Raw genomic sequence first — 18,198 nt, 5'->3', positions numbered from 1 at the left:
CGCCCTCCGCGCCGGCGCCGGCCGCGCCGCCCCCCGCCACCCCTCCTGAAAAGGCCCCGGACAAGTGACGGTGGCCCGATTGAAGGCCAGACCCGCCGTTTCCCCCCGCGAGCGCGAGGTGTCCCGTCAGGACCCGCGGTCGCGGCCCGTCCGCCTGAAGGATCAGTCGGCCGAGGTCGCGCGCGAGCCCTCGCGCGCAGCCGCGGAGGCGGCGCCGGTGGACCGAACGGTGTCGGCGGTGAGCCGCCACGGGCTCGACGCCTTCGCGTTCTTCGTGGCCAACCTGCAGACCGGGTTCGGGCCGTTCCTGGCCGTCTACTTCTCGCAGGCGAAGTGGACCCAATCCGATATCGGCTTCGCTCTCACCGTGGGCAGCCTCGTCGCCCTGCTCGGTCAGGTGCCCGGCGGCGCCTTCGTGGACGTGGTGCGCTCGAAGCGCTTCGCTGCCGCGGTGGCGGTGATCGGCATCTCGGGCAGCGCCTTCGCGCTGGCGGTCTGGCCGAGCTTCCCGGTGGTGCTGCTGGCGATGGCGGTCCATTCGGGCGCGAGTTGCGTGCTGACCCCGGCGATCGCGGCGATCAGCATCGGGCTGGTCGGCCGGGCCCGGGCGGGCGAGCGCCTCGGCCGCAACGCGAGCTTCGCGGCGGTCGGCAACGCGCTCGGCGCCGCCGGCATGGGCGCCATCGGCTACTACCTCTCGAACGGCGCCGTCTTCTACCTGACCGCGGCCCTGGTGGTGCCGACGATCATCGCGCTCAGCCGCATCCGCGCCCAGGAGATCGACGCCAACGTGTTCCAGGAGCCGGCCGCTTCGGCGCAGGCGCCGCGCGCTTCCGGCAGGGACGGGGTCCGGGCGCTGCTGACCAATCGCGGGCTCCTGTGCTTCTCGGCCTGCATGGTCCTGTTCTTCCTCGCCAACGCCGCGATGCTGCCGCTGGTGGGCAGCGTGCTGACCCTGCGGGCGAGCGAGACCGCCACCGCGCTGATCGCCGCCTGCATCATGGTCCCGCAGGCGGTGCTCGCGGTGAGCGCCCCGGCGGTCGGCCGGGCGGCCGAGCGGTTCGGGCGCTACCCGGTGCTGCTCCTCGGCTTCGGCGCCCTGCCGGTGCGCGGGCTGATGCTCGCCTACACCACCAACCCCTACGGCCTGGTCGCCATCCAGGTGCTCGACGGGATCTCCGCCTCGGTGCTCGGCGTGATGGTTCCGCTCGTGGTCTCGGATCTCACCCGGGGTACGGGGCGTTTCAACCTCGCGCTCGGCGCGGTCGGCACCGCGATGGGCGTGGGCGCTGCCCTGTCGACGTCGCTCGCCGGGATCATGGCCGACCGCCTGGGCAGCCACAGCGCCTTCCTGGGGCTGGCCCTGATGGGCTTCGCGGCCTTCATGCTGGTGGCGCTGATCATGCCCGAGACGCGCCAGCCCGCGGAGGAGGCGTGATCCGCGGCACCAGATTCGCTTGCGTGTATCCGCGCCGCTCAAGCGGCGTTCAGGTTTGACAGATAAAAGCGCGCGGGAGGTGCGGGCCGGTGCAACATATGGCAACGCTGTCGCGTTGCCGCTGCGGGTCCGACTGCGCCCGCGTTGCACTCCGCCTCAGCCCGCACCAGCCAGTGCCGCGTGAATACGGAATGGTCACCGCGATGGAAGAGCTGCACCAATACGCTGAGAGGCCCTTCGCCTTTGTCGGGCGATACCTCCGGCGCCGCTGGGTGCCCCACCTTGTGATCCTGATCTCCGTGCTCGGCGCGGTCGGGTTCTCGGTCTCGACCGATTACGCCCTCAAGGGCGTGGTCGACGCGCTGACCAAGGGTCCGGGCCCGGGCAACACCGTGGTCTGGGGGGCGCTCGCAGTCCTGATCGGCTTCATCGCGGCCGACAACATGCTCTGGCGCGTGGCGGCGCTGACCGGGGCCTTCACCTTCGTGGGCGTGACCGGCGACATCCGCCGGGACCTGTTCCGGCACATGACCGGCCATTCCCCGACCTTCTTCTCCGACCGGCAGCCGGGCACCCTGGCCTCGCGCATCACGGCGACCTCGAACGCGATCTTCACGGTCGAGAACATGTTCGTGTTCAACGTGATGCCGCCGACGGTCGCGGCCTTCGGGTCGATCGCCTACATCGCCACGGTCAACACCACCATGGCGGCGATCCTGGCCGGCGTCTTCGCCGCCGTGGTCGTGCTGATGTTCAAGATGGCCGCGGCCGGCAAGCCGCTGCACCACGACTTCGCCGCCAAGGCGGCTTCCGTGGACGGCGAGATGGTCGATCTCGTCGGCAACATGTCGCTCGTGCGCGCCTTCTCGGGCTTCAAGCGTGAGGGCCAGCGCTTCGAGGGCACGATCGCCACGGAGATGCGCGCCCGGCGCTCGTCGCTGCTCTACCTCGAGAAGCTGCGCATCGTGCACGCGGTGCTCACCGTGCTGGCGGTGTTCGGCCTGCTCTACTGGGCGATCCAGATGTGGGAGGCCGGGCAGGCGACCAACGGCCAGGTCGTGCTGGTCTGCACGCTCGGCATCCGCATCCTGGCGGCCACCCGCGACCTCGCGGTGGCCCTGGTCGACGCGACCCAGCACACCGCCCGCCTCGCCGAGGCCCTGCATACCCTGCTCCAGCCGCACGACCTCGTCGACCATCCGGAGGCCAAGCCGCTGACCGGACAGGGCGCCAAGATCGAGTTCGACCACGTCGCCTTCAACTACCCGGACGGGCGCCCGGTCTTCACCGATTTCGACCTGGTGATCGAGCCGGGCCAGAAGGTCGGCCTCGTCGGCAAGTCCGGCGGCGGCAAGTCGACCCTGTTCTCGCTGCTGCAGCGCTTCTACGACGTGAAGAGCGGCGAGATCCGGATCAACGGCCAGAACATCGAGCGCGTCACCCAGGAATCCCTGCGCGAGGCGATCACGGTCGTGCCCCAGGACGTGTCGATGTTCCACCGCTCCCTGCGCGAGAACATCCGCTACGGCCGGCCCGACGCCACCGACGAGGAGGTCTGGCAGGCCGCCGAGGCGGCGCGCTGCACCGAGTTCATCCAGGCCCTGCCGGAGGGCTTCGACACGATGGTTGGCGACCGCGGCGTCAAGCTCTCGGGCGGCCAGCGCCAGCGCATCGCCATCGCCCGGGCGATCCTGAAGAACTCGCCGATCCTGCTGCTCGACGAGGCGACCTCGGCGCTCGACGCGGAATCCGAGCAGGCGATCCGCCAGGCGCTCGCCAACCTGATGAAGGGCCGCACCGTCATCGCGATCGCCCACCGCCTCTCGACGCTCCAGGACTTCGACCGGATCGTCGTGCTGGAAGGCGGCCGCATCATCCAGGACGGCTCGCCCGACAACCTGACCCATCTCGACGGCTTCTTCCGCGAGCTGATGAAGAAGGAATCGATGTCGATGTCCCTGGCCGCCGCCTGACGGCGGCGCTCCGGGGAACCCGGCCGTGCCCGACCTCGACAGCGTCATCCGGGAGATCGCGGCGGAGATGGCGCAGCGCTCCGACCGGGGCGCGGTGGCCGACTACATCCCCGAACTGGCCCGGGTCGACCCGAACCAGTTCGGCATCGCGGTGATCGATGCCGACGGCCGGGTCACGACCGGCGGCGACAGCGAGACGCCGTTCTCGATCCAGAGCGTGTCGAAGGTGTTCACGCTCACCCTGGCGCTCGGCATGGCCGGCGACCGGCTTTGGAAGCGGGTCGGGCGCGAGCCCTCGGGCAACCCGTTCAACTCGATCGTCCAGCTGGAGCGCGAGTGCGGGGTTCCGCGCAACCCGTTCATCAACGCCGGCGCGATCGCGGTGACCGACCTGATCCTCTCGGGCCACGAGCCGCGGGAGGCGCTGGGCGAGATCCTGCGCTTCCTACAGTTCCTGGCCCAGGACCCGACCATCACCATCGACGAGCGGGTGGCGGCCTCGGAGAAGCGCACGGGCTTCCGCAACACCGCGCTCGCCAACTACATGAAATCGTTCGGCGTCATCGAGAACCCGGTGGATTACACGCTCGGCGTCTACTTCCACCATTGCGCCATCGCGATGAATTGCCGGCAGCTCGCCATGGCGGGGCGGTTCCTGGCCCATAACGGCCGCAACCCGTCGACCGGCCACAATGTCGTCTCGGCCGAGCGGGCGCGCCGCATCAACGCGATCATGCTGACCTGCGGCCACTATGACGGCTCGGGCGAGTTCGCCTACCGGGTCGGCCTGCCGGGCAAGAGCGGCGTCGGCGGGGCCATCCTGGCGGTGGCGCCCGGCAAGGCCTCGATCGCGGTCTGGTCGCCCGGCCTGGACGCGGCGGGCAATTCCCATCTCGGCCGCGTCGCGCTGGAGCGCCTGACCCAGCGGATGGGCTGGTCGGTGTTCGGGGCCTGAGATTCGCTCGGCTTCAGCGCGCCCCGTCTCTGCGAGATCCACGCGGAGGGCTCCGCCAAGCCAAAGGGCCTATCCCACCAATCCCCTCATCCTGAGGTGCCGCGAAGCGGCCTCGAAGGAGCCCTCCAGCCGGGCGCGCGATCCCTGGAGGCCTCCTTCGAGGCCTTCGCTTCGCTTCGGCACCTCAGGATGAGGGTTTTGGGTCGGAGCGGCTCCGGTTGGGCCCAGACCCGCCCTCGGACGGGTCCCGTGTCGCGAGGGAGCAGTTGCGCAGCAGAGACTTTCGGATTTCGCCGTCGCCTCGAAACGCCGAGGCAACGTGATCCGGCGAACCGCCTCCGCCAACGATCTTCGAGGAACGCATCGTATGCTATCCGGGATGCCCCTCGCCCGTCGAAACGGCCAATCCCGGCTTGGCTCGGACACGCTCGCCCTGCCTGTGCACCAACGAACCCTTGCAGGCGTGACAGTTCCAAGGCAGTGGCGAGCACATAAGCGACACAGCTGGGTACGGGAGGCGCGGGCGGATGGCGACGACACGGATCGCGCAGCCTGACGGACCCGCCCTGGAGCCCGGCGCCATCCTGGCCCGCCTCGACCGCCTGCCGCCGACGCGGACGATCTGGCGCCTCGTGGCTTTGCTCGGCCTCGGCTTCTTCTTCGAGCTCTACGACCTGCTGTTCACCGGCTACGTCGCCCCGGGCCTCGTGAAGGCCGGGATCCTCACGCCGACCACGCCCGGGCTGTTCGGCGCCAGCGGCGTGGCGAGCTTCGTGGCGGCCCTGTTCACGGGGCTGTTCATCGGCACCCTGATCTGCGGCTGGCTCGCCGACCGGTTCGGCCGCCGGGCGATCTTCACCTGGTCGCTCCTGTCCTACACGGCCGCCAACGTGGTGATGGCCTGCCAGACCGACGCGTTCGGGCTCAATCTGTGGCGGCTGATCGCCGGCATCGGCCTCGGCCTCGAGATGGTGACCATCGGCAGCTACCTCTCGGAGCTGGTGCCGAAGGGGATCCGCGGCCGCGCCTTCGCCCTGTGCCAGGGCATCGGCTTCACCGCCGTGCCGGTGGTGGCCTTCCTGTCCTACCTGCTGATCCCGACGGCGCCGCTGGGCATCGATGGCTGGCGCTGGGTCGTGCTGATCGGCGCCACCGCGGCAATCGGGGTCTGGTGGCTGCGCGCCGGCCTGCCGGAGAGCCCGCGCTGGCTGGTCGAGCGCGGGCGGCTCGCGGAAGCCGACGTGGTCCTGCGGCGCCTCGAGGGCCGGGTCGCCGCCGAATACGGCCGCCCCCTGCCGCCGGCCGCAGCACCGGAGCCGGTTCAGCGGCGGGGCGCCTACGGCGATCTATGGGTGGCGCCCTATCGCCGCCGGGCGCTGATGATGGCCGGCTTCAACGTCTTCCAGACGGTGGGCTTCTACGGCTTCGCCAATTGGGTGCCGACGCTGCTGGTGGCGCAGGGCATCACCATCACGTCGAGCCTCGCCTACACGGCGCTGATCGCGCTGGCCGCCCCGGTGGGCCCGCTGATCGGGCTCGCCATCGCCGACCGGTTCGAGCGCAAGCATGTCATTGTCGCCGCCGCGCTGGTCTACATCGCCTGCGGTCTGGCCTTCGCGCAGACCCGGGACGTGCCGGTGATCGTTGCGCTCGGGATCGGCCTGACGCTGGCCTCCAACGTGATGTCCTACAGCTTCCACGCCTACCAGGCCGAGCTGTTCCCCACCGGCATCCGGGCCCGGGCGGTGGGCTTCGTCTATTCCTGGAGCCGCTTCTCGGCGATTTTTACGGGGTTCGTCATCGCCTTCGTGCTGCGCGAGGCCGGCACTCCGGGGGTGTTCCTGTTCATCTCCGCCGCGATGCTGGCGGCCGGGTCGCTCGTCGGGCTCCTCGGGCCCCGCACCCGGGATGTGGCCTTGGAGAAGATCGCGGGGTGAGGCGCGGTCCGCACGCATGCGAATCGTGTTAGCCTGACGGCATGGTCGCACAGCCGAAGCCTCGGATGACGGTCGACGAGTTCCTGGTCTGGGCCGAGGGCCAGCCGGGGCGCTACGAGCTGGTCGAAGGCCAAGTTGTGGCGATGTCGCCGGAGCGGGTTCGGCACGCGGAGGTCAAGGCTTCGGCCTACCTCGCGCTCCGATCCGCCTTGAACCGGACGCAGCTCCCTTGCCGCGCACTACCGGACGGGATGAGCGTGCGCATCAACGACACGACGGTCCACGAGCCCGACGCCGTCGTCTATTGCGGCGCGCGCGCGGACCCGGACGCGACCGAGATCCCCAATCCCGTCATTGTCGTCGAGGTTTTGTCGCCCAGCACCGTCGCGGTTGATTCCGGCCGCAAGCTTTCCGGCTATTTCAGCGTCGCCAGCGTCGCGCACTATCTGATGATCGACCCGGTCAAGCGCCTCGTGATCCACCATGCGCGCGGCACCGACGGGCTGATCGAGACCCGCATCGCCAGCGAGGGACAACTCGCTCTGACCCCACCCGGCCTGAGCCTGTCCGTCGCCGAGCTGTTTGCCGATCTCCCGCCCCCCGCAGATCCCGCGGCTTGATCCGATCCGAGGCGGATGTCACAGCGGCGCAACCGCGAATCAGGACGCCCGGATGACCACACCCCTCGATCTCCTCGTGCTCGGCAACGCCATCGTCGACGTGATCGCCCGCACGGACGACGCCTTCCTGGACGCCCAGGGGGTGACCAAGGGCGCGATGCAGCTGATCGACGAGGAGCGGGCGGAGGCTTTGTTCGCCGCGATGGGCCCGGCCACGATCGTCTCGGGCGGCTCGGGGGCGAACACCGCGGTGGGCGCGGCTCTGCTCGGCGCCAAGACCGGCTTCGTCGGCAAGGTGCGGAACGACGAGCTCGGCGGCCTGTTCGGCCACGACCTCAAGGCCACGGGCGTCGGCTTCACGGTGCCGGCGGCGATCGAGGGGCCGGCCACGGCCCGCTGCTTCGTGCTGGTGACGCCGGACGGCGAGCGCACGATGAGCACCTATCTCGGCGCCTGCCAGGGGCTGAAGCCCGAGGACGTGGACCGGGCGCTCGTGGCCTCGGCCCGGGTGGTCTATCTCGAAGGCTATCTGTGGGACCCGCCCGCCGCCAAGGACGCGTTCCGCAAGGCGGTCCAGATCGCCCACCAGGCCGGCAACGCGGTGGCGCTGACCCTGTCGGACGCGTTCTGCGTCGGCCGCTACCGGGACGAGTTCCTGGGGCTGGTGCGCGACGGCAGCATCGACATCCTGTTCGCCAATATCGGCGAGCTGCAGAGCCTCTACCAGACCGACGATCCCGAGGCCGCCGTGGCCGCGCTTCGCGACGAGCGCAACGCCCGGGGCCGGCACCTGCTCGGCCTGGTCACCCGCTCGTCGGAGGGCGCCCTGGTGGTGCAGGGCGGCGAGGTCCGGTCGGTGGAGGCGAGCCCGGTCCGCGAGGTGCTGGACACGACCGGGGCCGGCGACCTGTTCGCGGCCGGGTTCCTGGCCGGCCATGCCCGCGGCCTCGACAACGTCACCAGTGCCCGCCTCGGCGCGCTGGCGGCCGCCGAGGTGATCCAGCATATCGGCGCGCGCCCCCAGGCCGACCTCGTCGGCCTGGCCAAGGCGCGCAAGCTGATCTGAACGGGACCGCGCAGAGCGCGGGCCGCCGAGGCGGGTACCGGTTCGGCGTAAGCGAGCGCGCGTTGCCATCGAGGCGGCAACGCGCTCGGGACCGGCCCTAGGCGGCGCGCACCGTCGCGAGGAAATGCGTCACCTCGCTCCGGAGATGCTCGGAGCGCAGCGACAGCTCGGACGCCGAGCTGAGCACCTGGTCGGCCGCCGCCCCGGTCTCGTTGGCGGCGTCCGCGACCCCGGAGATGCTGCTCGTCACCTCGCCGGCGCTCGAGGCCGCCTCGGTAACGTTGCGGGCGATCTCTTGGGTCGCGGCCCCCTGCTCCTCGACGGCGGCGGCGATCAGGGTCGCCACCGCGCTGATCTCCTGGATCCGCCCGCCGATCCGGCCGATCGCCGACACGGCGTCGTCGGTGGAGGCCTGGATCCGTCCGATATGGCCGCCGATCTCGTCGGTGGCCTTCGCGGTCTGGCTCGCCAGCTCCTTCACCTCGGCGGCGACCACGGCGAAGCCGCGGCCGGCCTCGCCGGCACGCGCCGCCTCGATCGTGGCGTTGAGCGCCAGCAGGTTGGTCTGGCCGGCGATGGTCGTGATCATCGTCACGACGTCGCCGATCCGGGCGGCGGCGCCGCTCAGCTCCTGCACCAGATGCGCCGTCGACGCCGCGTCCTCGACGGCGGCCTGGGTCAGCGCCGCCGCGTTCGAGACCTGGCGGCCGATCTCCTGGACGGAGGTCTCGAGTTCCTCGGCGGCCGAGGCCGCAGTGTTGACGTTGGCGGCGGCCAGCTGGGCCGCGCTCGCAACCCGCAGGGACTGGCTGGCGGTGCCGGAGGCGGTTTTGGTCATCGTCGTGGCGGTGGTCTGCAATGCCGCCGCCGCCCCCGACACCGTCCCAATGATGCCGCCGACGGCGCCCTCGAAGGCGTCCGCGATCTGGCGCATGCCGGTCTTGCGCTGCTCCTCGGCAGCCTGCCTTGCCTGGGTGGTCTCCGTCTCCAGAGCGCGGGCCCGGATCAGGCCGTCCTTGAAGACCTGGACGGAAGCCGCCATGGCGCCGATCTCGTCCCGCCGCCCGGCAAAGGGAACGGCGACGGACAGGTCCTGCGCCGCCAACCTGGCCATGATCGCGGTCATGGACCGGATCGGGCGGGCGACGCCGCGCAGGATCAGCAGAAGGGCTCCGGCCGTCGCGGCCAGGCCGGCGACCAGCAGGGCGGCCGTCACGGTCCAGGCGGTCCTGTAGGCGTCCTCGGCGCGCCGCGTCGCGGCCTGCGTACCCGCGGCATTGACCTTGGCCAGGTCCGACAGCGCCCCGAAGACGTTGACCAGGGGCGTGCGGGCCGGCGCGATGGCGTCGCGGGCGGCGTTGCGGTCACCGCGCTTGAGCGCCGCCATGATGGGTTCGCGGGCGGCGAGATAGGCCTGCCACCGCGCCTCGAAGGCGTTCCACAGGGCGGTCTCGTCGGCGGATCCGAGATGGGACCGGTACTGCTTGAACCTCTCGGGAATGGCCGCATCCATCTCGGTGAACTCGGCGTCGAGGTCGCGGTTTTCGGCGCTGTCCTCGGCGATCACCTTGCGGATCGTCGTCGTGTGGTACCGGAGCGCCAGGAACTGGAGATCGTCCAGCTCGTGATTCTTGACGTTCCAGACCTCCCGCATCTCCCGGGCCGACTCATGCACGTCGTGAATGCTCAGAATATTGGTCAGCGAGTTGACGATCAGAAGAACGAAGCCAACAAACGATACAAGAAACAATCGAATGGCAATACTACGCGCCCACTGCATCCCACCCTCCATCCCACGTCGCCGCATTGAACCTTAGCGCGCCGTGATGACAAAAAGAGTTTCAATTTCGCCGCCCCATCTGAAAAATACGGCGGATCGGCGCGGAAGACCGCAGAAGATCTTTCGCGCCGGCCGACTGACATCCGGAGCGGGGCGACGCCCCCGCCGGATCAGGGCTGCAACAGCACCTTGCCCACCGCCGCCCGGCGGGTGAGCAACCCGAAGGCCTCCTGGAAGTCGGCCAGCGCGTAGGTGCCGTGGACCTGCGCGGTGAGCTTGCCTTCGGCGACCCAGGCCAGCAGGCGGCGCTGGTCGGCCCGGTGCGCCTCCGGCTCGCGGTCGAGGAAGGCGCCCCAATGGACGCCCTGCACGTCGAGCTCCTTCAGGAGCATCAGGTTAAGCGGCAGCCGCGGGATGCCGCCGGCGGCAAAGCCGATGACGAGGTAGCGGCCGCGCCAGGCCAGGGCCCGCAGGGCGGGCTCGGCGTAATCGCCTCCGACCGCGTCGTAGACCACGTCGACCCCGCCGCCGCTGATCCGGCGCAGCGCGTCCTTCAGGGTCGCGGGGTCGTAGACCAGCGTCGCCTCGGCGCCGTGGGCGCGGGCGACCGCGAGCTTCTCCTCCGACGAGGCGCAGGCGATCACCCGAGCGCCCATCAGCCGTCCGAGCTCCACCGCGGCGAGGCCGACGCCCCCGGAGGCGCCGAGCACGGCGAGCCACTCGCCCGGCTGGATGCGCGCCCGGTTGGCGAGCGCGTGCAGCGAGGTGCCGTACGTGATGGTGAGCCCCGCGGCCTGCGCGTCCGGCACGGCCTCCGGCACCGGGGTCAGCTTGGCGGCGTCGACAGCGATCCGTTCGGCGCAGCAGCCGTAGCCGGCATGGACGATGACCCGGTCGCCGACGGAAACGCCCGCAGCCCCCTCCCCCAGCGCCTCGACCACGCCGACGCCCTCGCCCCCGGGCGAGAACGGCAGCGGCGGCTTCACCTGATAGCGTCCGGCCACGATCAGCGTGTCGAAGAAGTTGAGGGCGGCGAGGCGGATCCGCACCAGGGCCTGCCCGGGGCCCGGCACCGGATCGGGGCGCTCCACGATCTCCAGATGCTCCGGCCCGTCGAGCCTCGTGCACAGCAGCGCCCGCATCCTGTCCTCCCGGTTGGTGTCTTTCGCTCTGTTCAGGCCCGGACCGGCGGCGGGGTCAAGCCGTACCGATCATCTCGCGGATGCGCGCGCCCAGCACCTCGACCACGAACGGCTTGGTGATCACCTGCATGCCGGGGTCGAGCTGGCCGTTGCCGAGCACGGCGGCCTCCGCGTAGCCGGTGATGAACAGCACCTTCAGGCCGGGGCGCGTGGACCGCCCGGCCTCGGCCATCTGCCGCCCGTTCATGCCGCCGGGCAGCCCGACATCGCTGACCAGCAGGTCGATGCGCACGTCGGATTGCAGCACCTTCAGGCCCGCGACGCTGTCGGCGGCCTCGATCGCCGTATAGCCCAGATCCTCCAGCACTTCGGTGACCAGCATGCGCACGGTCGGCTCGTCGTCGACCACCAGCACGGTCTCCCCCGGCGCAGCCCGGGCGGGCGCCCCGGCGGCGGCCAGCGGATCCTCTTCCGCGACGGTGCCGCCATGGCGGGGCAGGTAGAGGCAGACCTTGGTGCCCCGGCCGAGCTCCGAGACGATCCGCACCTGGCCGCCCGATTGCTGGGCGAAGCCGTAGATCATCGACAGGCCGAGGCCGGTCCCCTGCCCGAGCGGCTTGGTGGTGAAGAACGGCTCGAACACCTTGCCGACGATCTCCGGCGCCATCCCGGTGCCGGTATCGGTGACGCGCAGCAGCAGATACGGCCCCGGCGGCATGTCGCGCTGCCGGGCCTCGCGCGCGTCGAGCGCGGTGTTGGCGGTCTCGATGATGATCGACCCGCCCTCCGGCATCGCGTCCCGGGCGTTGATGCACAGGTTGAGCAGCGCGTTCTCGAGCTGCGGCGGATCGACCAGAGCCGGCCACAGGCCCGTGGCGGCGATCACATCGACCGTCACGGCCGGGCCGACCGTGCGCCGGATCAGCTCCTCCAGGCCGGCGACCAGCCGGTTCACGTCGGTTGGTTTGGGGTCGAGGGTCTGCCGGCGGGAGAAGGCGAGCAGGCGGTGCGTCAGGGCGGCGGCGCGCTTCGACGCGCCCTGGGCGGCATTGATGTAGCGGTCCACATCCTTGAGCCGGCCCTGGGCCAGCCTGGTCTGGATCAGCTCCAGCGAGCCCGAGATGCCGGCCAGCAGGTTGTTGAAATCGTGGGCGATGCCGCCGGTGAGCTGGCCGACCGCCTCCATCTTCTGCGACTGGCGCAGGGCCTCCTCGGCGGCCGCCAGGGCGTCGGCGCGCTCGCGCTCCGCGGTGAAGTCGCGCCCGACCGCGTTGATCACCGTCTCCCCGGGCCGCGCCGCCCAGGTGATCCAGCGGTAGCTGCCGTCCCGGTGGCGGTAGCGGTTGTCGAAGCGGGCCTGGCTGCGCCCCTCGGCAAGCTGGCGCCCACCCTCGGCGGTGCGGCCCAGATCGTCCGGGTGGACGAAGTCGATCAGGTTCGCGCCGACGAGCTCGTCGGCGCGCCAGCCCAGCACCTCCGTCCAGGCCGGGTTCACCGCGGTGATCGTCCCGTCGAACAGGCAGCGCAGCATCATGTCGGACGAGAGGGTCCACAGGGCGTTGCGGTCAGCGGTGCGCTCCTCGACCTGCCGCGCCAGCGAGGCGTTGAGGTCGCGCAGCTCGGCGAGTGCCGTCTCCAGCCGGGCCTGGCTCTCCGTGAGGGCGGCGTCGGACAGGACCCGGCCGGTGGTCTCGTTGGTGAGGATGAACAGGCCCGCGACCTTGCCGTCCGCGTCGAGCACCCGCGAATACGAGAAGGTCCACCACGTCTCCCGGGCGCCCCGGTCGCTATCGAGCCGCCACGGCAGGTCCGTGAACCGCTCGGGCCGACCGTCCATGGCGGCGTCGATGATCGGCTTGGCCTGCGCCCAGCCATCGGCCCAGACCTCATCGAACCGCGCGCCCATGGCCCAGGGCAGCCGCGGCCCGAGCAGGGGCACATACGTGTCGTTGAAGAAGAAATGGAGATCCGGGCCCCAGGCCAGGATCATCGATTCCGGCGAGTTGAGCACCAGCGACAGGGCCGCCCGAAACTCGGCCGGCCAGGTCTCCGGCGAGCCGAGCGGATGGCCGGACCAGTCGCGCGCGCGGATCATCCGCGCGGCTTCGCCGCCGCCGGCGAGGAAGGCCAGGGGATCGGTCACGGGGCGATGGCGATCCGGGTCATGGAGAAGCGTCGGCGTTTCGGTCTTGGGTCATCTCGAGAGCCGAAAACCACTTTTCGAGACGCCGCGCTAGACCAACTTGAGACGGACAACGCCAAGACCAGGCTAGAGCGCGTGTGCCGGTCTTGGCTTTACCCCCTCAATGCGCCTCCTGCCAATTCTCCGCCGCGTTGGCTTCCACCACCAGCGGCACCTTGAGGGTCAAGGCCGGCGCGGGCGCCTCCTCCATCACGCCGCGGATGATCGGGATCGCGCGCTCGACCTCGTCCTCGGCGGCCTCGAAGACCAGCTCGTCGTGCACCTGCAGCAGCATGCTGACCTTCAGCTTCTGGGCGGTGAGCGCGATCTCCATCCGGGTCATCGCCCGGCGGATGATGTCGGCGGCCGAGCCCTGGATCGGGGCGTTGATCGCCTGGCGCTCGACGCTGGCCCGCTCGGACGGGTTGTTGGAGCGGATCTGCGGGTAGTGGCAGACCCGGCCGAACAGCGTCGTGACGTAGCCCTTGTCCCGGCAGATCTTCTTCGTGCTGTCGATGTAGTCCCGGATGCCCGGGAACTGCTCGAAATACTGCTTGATGAAGGCCGAGGCCTCCTCCCGGCCGATGCCGAGCCGGTCGGCCAGCCCGAAGGCCGAGATGCCGTAGATGATGCCGAAGTTGATGGTCTTGGCCCGGCGCCGCAGGTCGGGGGTCATGTCCTTGAGCGACACGCCGAACATCGCCGAGGCTGTCGCCGCGTGGATGTCGATGCCGTCCGCGAACGCTTTGCGCAGCTCCGGGATGTCGGCCATGTGGGCCAAGAGCCGCAGCTCGATCTGCGAGTAATCCGCCGAGATCAGGCGGTTACCCGGCGCGGCCACGAAGGCCCGGCGGATGCGGCGGCCCTCCTCGGTGCGGATCGGGATGTTCTGCAGGTTCGGCTCGGAAGAGGACAGGCGGCCCGTCGTCGTGGCCGCCAGCGAGAACGAGGTGTGGACCCGGGCGGTCTCCCGGTCGGCATGGGTCTGGAGGGCGTCCGTGTAGGTGGATTTCAGCTTCGAGAGCTGGCGCCACTCCAGGATTTTTTTCGGCAGGGGATGCCCGGCCTGGGCCAGTTCCTCGAGCAGCGTGGCGGGCGTCGCCCATTGCCCGGACGGCGTCTTCTTCGCCCCCGGCAGGCCCATCTTCCCGAACAGGATGTCGCCGATCTGCTTGGGCGAGCCGACGGAGAACTTCTCGCCGGCATCCTCCTGGATCTCCTCCTCCAGGCGGACCAGGATCTGCGAGAAATCCCCCGAGAGCCGGCTCAGCATCTCGCGGTCGACCCGGATGCCGCGCTGCTCCATCCGGGCGATCACCGGCAGGAGCGGCCGCTCCAGGGTCTCGTAGACGGCGACCCGCCGCTCGGCGACGAGGCGTGGCTTCATCATCCGCCACAGGCGCAGGGTGACGTCCGCGTCCTCGGCCGCGTAGGCGGTGGCCTTGTCGATGGCGACGCGGTCGAAGCTGACCTTGTTGCGCCCGGTGCCGGCTACGTCGGTGAAGGTGATCGGCTGGTGGCCGAGATGGCGCCGGGCCAGCTCATCCATGCCGTGGCCGCCCTTGCCGGCGTCGAGCACGTAGGAGATCAGCATCGTGTCGTCGAACGGCGTGATCTCGATGCCGTAGCGGGCCAGCACGACCCAATCGTATTTCAGGTTCTGGCCGACCTTCAGCACCCCGGGATTCTCGAGGAGCGGCTTCAGCCGCGCGATGGCCGCGTCGAGCGGGATCTGGCCGGGCACCGGCTCGGCGACATCGGAGGCCGCCGCGCCCTCGCCGAACAGGTCGGTGGAATCGGCCTGCACCTTCGCGGCCTGGATATGGGCCAGCGGGATGTAGCAGGCCCGGCCGGTGGCGGTCGCCAGCGAGACGCCCACGAGCCCGGACTTGTGCGCGTCGAGCGCGTCGGTCTCGGTATCGACCGCGACCACCCCGGCCTCCTCGGCCTCGGCGATCCAGGCGTCGAGCTGCTCCAGCGACGCGACGGTCTCGTAGGCGGCGGTGTCGAACGGCGCCACCGCCTCCGCGGCGCGGGCCGCGACGACGTTGCCCGGCGTCGCCTCGATCGGCGCCCGGGGCTTGGCCGGCGCGTCCGGCAGGTCGAGATCGGCGAAGGGATCGACCTCGCCGCCCTCGGGCGGGGCGGCGCCCGGCGGCCGCTCGGCCCCGGCCGCCGCGGTCTCCGGGTCCAGCGGCACGGAATCGCCGAAGAACGGCACCGCGTCGCTGCCGCCGGCGCCGTTCCGGTAGCCGTGGGGCCGGGCGCCCGGCAGCAGGGCCGGATCGGGCTTCACCGCCTCGGGATCGACATGCAGCATCTGGGCGATGCGGCGAGTCAGGGTGTTGAACTCCATCGCCTTGAGGAAGCCGACGAGCTTTTCGGGGTCGGGCTTGGGCACGGCGAGGTCGTCGAGGGGCACCGGGACGGCCACGTCCTCCATCAGCGCCACGAGCTTGCGTGAGAGCTTGGCCTGCTCGACATTGGCGAGCAGGGTCTCGCGGCGCTTGGGCTGCTTGATCTCGCCCGCGCGCTCCAGCAGCGCGTCGAGGCTGCCGAACTCCTTGATCAGCGCGGCGGCGGTCTTCAGCCCGATGCCGGGCACGCCGGGGACGTTGTCGGAGGTGTCGCCGATCAGCGCCAAGGCGTCGCCGATCTGGTTGGGCTGCAGCCCCTCCCACTTGGCGATGATCGCCTCGACATCGAGGTTGCGCTCGGGCCGGTAGCCGGCCTTGCCCTTGGCGCCGGATTCGAAATCGTAGAACCGGACCAGCGGCCCCACGAGCTGCATCAGGTCCTTGTCGGAGGAGACGATGATGACGCCCGCGCCCCTTGCCTCCGCCTGGCGGGTGTAGGTGGCGATCAGGTCGTCCGCCTCGTAGCGCTCCAGCTCCACCGCGTGCAGGCCGAAGGCGCGCACCGCGTCGCGCATCAGCGGCATCTGGCGCTTGAGGTCGTCGGGCGCGTCGGGGCGGTGCCCCTTGTAGTCCGGGAACATCTCCTTGCGGAACGAGCCCTCGGACTTGTCGAAGACGATCCCGAGATGGGTCGGCATCGTGCCGGCCGCGCCCTCCTGGATGAACTGCGCGATCTTGGTGCAGAACAGCCGCACCGCGCCGGTGGGCAGCCCGTCCGAGGGCCGCGAATTGTACTTCTGGTCCTGGTTGATCGACTGGAAATAGGCCCGGAAGATGAACGACGAGCCGTCGACCAGGATCACCTGATCACCCGGGCCGACCTTCTTGGGACTTGCGATGGCGATCTCGGCGGTCATGGGCGAAGGCGTCTCGGGGCGATCAGGGCTCGGGCGCGCGGTCCAGCTCGGCACGGCAGGCCGCGACGAGAACGGGCAGTTCGTCGTGGACGGTGAGCCAGACGATGTCCAGAGTCACGCTGTCGTAGCCGTGCCGGTAGACGTTGCCCGCACCCGCGATCAGTCGCCACGGCACATCCGGATGCCGGGCCTTCGCGGCGGAGCTGAGCCGGCGGCTCGCCTCCGAGATGATCTCCAGGCAGCGCACGACGGCGTAGTGGGTGCGGTCGTCCGCCGCGAAGGTTGGAAATGTGAACCCGGCCACGAAGGCGACGGCCCGCTGCGCGTTGGCGACGATATCCGAGCAGGCGGCGCGGTCGCGCTCAGAAGGCGACAAGGGCATCGCGCTCGGCCCGCTCCCGGATCCGGTCCTTCAAGCCCGCGCGGTTGGCGACATCGACGCGGATCGGGAACAGGTCGCCGATGAACCGGCACAGCCCGACATACCCGTAGACGCCGCCCACCACAGGGGCATCGATCTCGATCATCACATCGAGGTCGCTGTCGGCCCGGGCCTCGCCGCGGGCCACGGAACCGAACAGGGCCGCGTGCCGGACGCCGCGACGGCGCAGCTCGGCCTCGTTGGCGCGCAGGATTGCGAGGGCGGCGTGGCTGTCCATGGCGGAGGGGCCGTGCGGATGCGATGGCCGGCAGATTAACAGAAACGCGGCGGTGGGGCTTGTGCATCGCCGCGCGCATTTCTCCCGGGTTGGCGAGGATCAGCACGATTGCTGCGTCTCTTCCCGCGGCCTTCCTGTGCGGCTCGATCGCATCGCTGGCGTGCCGGGGTATGAGCACAACACCTTCCGAGCTATGATGACCTAGTCGGGGATGAAGCTGTCGTTCCGTACCCTGAGGGCTGCTGTCGAGGTCTGCTGACAGCGGACGTCGCCGACCGGCTCTCTCTCGTCCTCTAGACGCCTACCGTCCCGATGGCTGCGGCTCCAGGCGTATCGTCAGCTTGTGGCCGGTCGCCCGCGCGTAACGCTCCAGGGTGCGTGTCGAAGGCTTGGTCTTGCCGCTCTCCAGTCGGGACACGGCACTCTCGGTCGTCCCCATACGGGTTGCAACCTCGGCTTGGCTCAGCTGCGCATGGGTCCGAGCCGCGATCAGCGCCGATACCAGGGCGAATTCCTCATCGAGTGCGTCGTAGGCTTCGCGGTAGGCGGGATCGTCCGCCATGCGCTTCTTGTGTAGCTCGCTGGCCTTGATCGTGCTCATCGCACCTCCTTGACCCGCTGCCGGGCGAGTTCGAGTTCGCGGTGTGGGGTTTTCTGGCTCTTCTTCACGAACACCCGTACGATCACGACGCGCTGCCCCGTTACCGTCACGTAGATGGCGCGGGCGATGCCGTCCTTGCCGGTGATCCGAAGTTCCCAGAGTCCGTGGCCGAGTGGCTTGCTCCAATCCCGCGGGAGGTTCTGCAAACCGTGGGCTTCGATCACCTGGATCATGCGGGCGAGCCGGGCCTGCATATCCACCGGCAGCTCGGCCTCTTCCTGAGCAGCGGACGACAGATATTCGACGCTCCACATATCCGGGACTTAGCAAAAATGCGAAGTCCCGTCAAAGCTGGACGCCGGGACGCTGTCTGTCGTCATCCACGCGATCGGCGACGTCCTGAAGGGCAGGCGACATTAGCGACGGTCGAAGATCGGATCGGCCAGACACCCCTGCTCCGCCACGCAGTACAGGCTTGTCGATCCGTCCGATTGTTCTTGCGTTATTACACTACAAATGCACGTTGATCGTGCGCCGTGCCGCACGGGGGCAGCGGGATCAAAAGATCTGC

Annotated in this window: 14 protein-coding genes; 6 read left to right on the top strand and 8 right to left on the bottom strand. The window is 70.0% G+C overall.

What is annotated here, in order from left to right; genetic code table 11:
* Positions 1–217: 217 nt before the first annotated feature.
* The 6 genes from WYO_RS02645 (at position 218) to WYO_RS02620 (ending at position 7,989) form a co-directional block, all read left to right on the top strand.
* Entirely contained in the window at positions 218–1,438 is a 1,221-nt protein-coding gene (locus WYO_RS02645) for an MFS transporter (protein WP_348270285.1), read from the top strand.
* Positions 1,439–1,641: 203 nt separating this feature from the next.
* Complete coding sequence (locus WYO_RS02640) at positions 1,642–3,411, top strand: ABC transporter ATP-binding protein (protein ID WP_039902032.1); 1,770 nt, start codon at positions 1,642–1,644, stop codon at positions 3,409–3,411.
* 25 nt (positions 3,412–3,436) lie between these two features.
* Positions 3,437–4,366 (top strand): glutaminase, encoded by a 930-nt coding sequence (locus WYO_RS02635; protein WP_007558718.1) that lies wholly within the window; start codon positions 3,437–3,439, stop codon positions 4,364–4,366.
* A gap of 527 nt (positions 4,367–4,893) precedes the next feature.
* Positions 4,894–6,303 (top strand): MFS transporter, encoded by a 1,410-nt coding sequence (locus tag WYO_RS02630; RefSeq protein ID WP_007558716.1) that lies wholly within the window; start codon positions 4,894–4,896, stop codon positions 6,301–6,303.
* Positions 6,304–6,368: 65 nt separating this feature from the next.
* Positions 6,369–6,923, top strand: coding sequence for a Uma2 family endonuclease (locus tag WYO_RS02625; RefSeq protein WP_128754924.1), 555 nt, complete (start codon positions 6,369–6,371; stop codon positions 6,921–6,923).
* Between the two features lie 52 nt (positions 6,924–6,975).
* A complete protein-coding gene (locus WYO_RS02620) occupies positions 6,976–7,989 on the top strand; it encodes an adenosine kinase (protein ID WP_007558712.1) in 1,014 nt (337 codons plus the stop codon).
* Between the two features lie 97 nt (positions 7,990–8,086).
* Here WYO_RS02620 and WYO_RS02615 read toward each other — a convergent pair whose 3' ends face one another.
* The 8 genes from WYO_RS02615 to WYO_RS02580 all read right to left on the bottom strand — a co-directional run bounded on the left by WYO_RS02615 (position 8,087) and on the right by WYO_RS02580 (position 17,941).
* A complete protein-coding gene (locus WYO_RS02615) occupies positions 8,087–9,769 on the bottom strand; it encodes a methyl-accepting chemotaxis protein (protein ID WP_007558710.1) in 1,683 nt (560 codons plus the stop codon).
* Between the two features lie 170 nt (positions 9,770–9,939).
* On the bottom strand, positions 9,940–10,911 hold the full coding sequence (locus tag WYO_RS02610) for an NADPH:quinone oxidoreductase family protein (RefSeq protein ID WP_007558708.1): 972 nt from the start codon (positions 10,909–10,911) through the stop codon (positions 9,940–9,942).
* Positions 10,912–10,966: 55 nt separating this feature from the next.
* Positions 10,967–13,054, bottom strand: coding sequence for a PAS domain-containing sensor histidine kinase (locus WYO_RS02605; RefSeq protein WP_007558706.1), 2,088 nt, complete (start codon positions 13,052–13,054; stop codon positions 10,967–10,969).
* Between the two features lie 160 nt (positions 13,055–13,214).
* Positions 13,215–16,367, bottom strand: coding sequence for a DNA polymerase I (gene polA / locus WYO_RS02600; protein WP_007558705.1), 3,153 nt, complete (start codon positions 16,365–16,367; stop codon positions 13,215–13,217).
* A 22-nt stretch (positions 16,368–16,389) separates the two neighbouring features.
* A complete protein-coding gene (locus WYO_RS02595; protein WP_007558703.1) occupies positions 16,390–16,749 on the bottom strand; it encodes a DUF86 domain-containing protein in 360 nt (119 codons plus the stop codon).
* Complete coding sequence (locus tag WYO_RS02590) at positions 16,730–17,026, bottom strand: nucleotidyltransferase (protein WP_007558701.1); 297 nt, start codon at positions 17,024–17,026, stop codon at positions 16,730–16,732. Before WYO_RS02590 ends, WYO_RS02595 begins: the two co-directional genes overlap by 20 nt.
* A 301-nt stretch (positions 17,027–17,327) precedes the next feature.
* Positions 17,328–17,627, bottom strand: coding sequence for a helix-turn-helix transcriptional regulator (locus tag WYO_RS02585; RefSeq protein WP_007558700.1), 300 nt, complete (start codon positions 17,625–17,627; stop codon positions 17,328–17,330).
* Positions 17,624–17,941, bottom strand: coding sequence for a type II toxin-antitoxin system RelE/ParE family toxin (locus tag WYO_RS02580; protein ID WP_007558697.1), 318 nt, complete (start codon positions 17,939–17,941; stop codon positions 17,624–17,626). Before WYO_RS02580 ends, WYO_RS02585 begins: the two co-directional genes overlap by 4 nt.
* Between the last annotated feature and the right edge of the window lie 257 nt (positions 17,942–18,198).

It is taken from the genome of Methylobacterium sp. GXF4, from assembly GCF_000272495.1.
In the GTDB taxonomy this organism is placed as follows: Bacteria; Pseudomonadota; Alphaproteobacteria; order Rhizobiales; family Beijerinckiaceae; genus Methylobacterium; species Methylobacterium brachiatum.
Note: the sequence above shows the minus strand (reverse complement) of the source record. Positions and strands in the feature narration are given on the sequence as shown.